Source organism: Ruegeria sp. AL12 (genome assembly GCF_056540885.1).
Window position 1 is genome coordinate 1 of record NZ_JBQFXN010000097.1, and the last position, 803, is coordinate 803.

Here is an 803-nt window from a genome sequence, read left to right on the forward strand (position 1 = left end):
GTGGCGGGGGTGTCGTCGAAAAGCGTGCGCGACAGATTTTGAAGCGAACGGGCCTGATATCTGTCCTTTTCCAGAAGCGGCGTATAGATCAGGGTCTTTCCCGACTTGTGGCTTTCCACAAAACCCTTCTCGTCCAGAATGCGCAGGATCGTGGCCCCGGATGTATAGGCCAGGTTGCGTTCTGACGGCAGGCGGTCCAGGACATCACGCACCGAGCCTTGCCCGAGGGCCCAGAGCTCGTTCATGAACTCCAGTTCGACCTCGGTCAGCAGATTTGTTGTCTTTTTCTTTCGCATTGGTCTCGGTGTCGTCATGGTTAGTATGCCTGACAGACAAGCATCCTTTCGCGATTTCTCAAAGTCTAAACTTTCCAGAACACAAAAACGCCCCAGCCAATGGACAGGAATAGTGGTGTCCAGACGGGTTGCCCAATCAATCCAAGCCACGCCAGGAAAATATATGCGGACCCCAGAAGGGTGATGAACAGGCGATCCCCCAGCGTGGTCGTCAGCCCCAGAACCCCGCGTCGCTCGATCCCGTCGCGGAATTTGAAGCCTTCCAGCAAGCCAATGCATGCAATGGCCGAGAAGATACCGACAAACACGGCCAGCGTGGCAGGTGTCCATGCCATCCAGAAATCGGGCCAAAGGGGGTCCGTCCACGAGAACCCTTTTTCGGCCTCTTGTCCGACATTGCCCCATCCGGCCTTGGCCTGGGCAAAGGCTGCTGAGGGCAGGAAGGGCAGGGTGAGAAGCAGTTTTCGCATATTGAACCTCACACACGTCCCATCGCGAAGCCACGCG

Annotated in this window: 2 protein-coding genes; both read right to left on the reverse strand. The window is 56.7% G+C overall.

The annotated features are described in order from the left end of the window. The coding region (locus tag ACR0C6_RS21605) for a BlaI/MecI/CopY family transcriptional regulator (protein WP_480621181.1) at positions 1-296 on the reverse strand (296 nt) is incomplete at its 3' end. Positions 297-361: 65 nt separating this feature from the next. Continuing rightward, positions 362-766: a DUF2160 domain-containing protein gene (locus ACR0C6_RS21610; RefSeq protein ID WP_209504336.1), complete on the reverse strand. Its 405-nt coding sequence runs from the start codon at positions 764-766 to the stop codon at positions 362-364. Between the last annotated feature and the right edge of the window lie 37 nt (positions 767-803).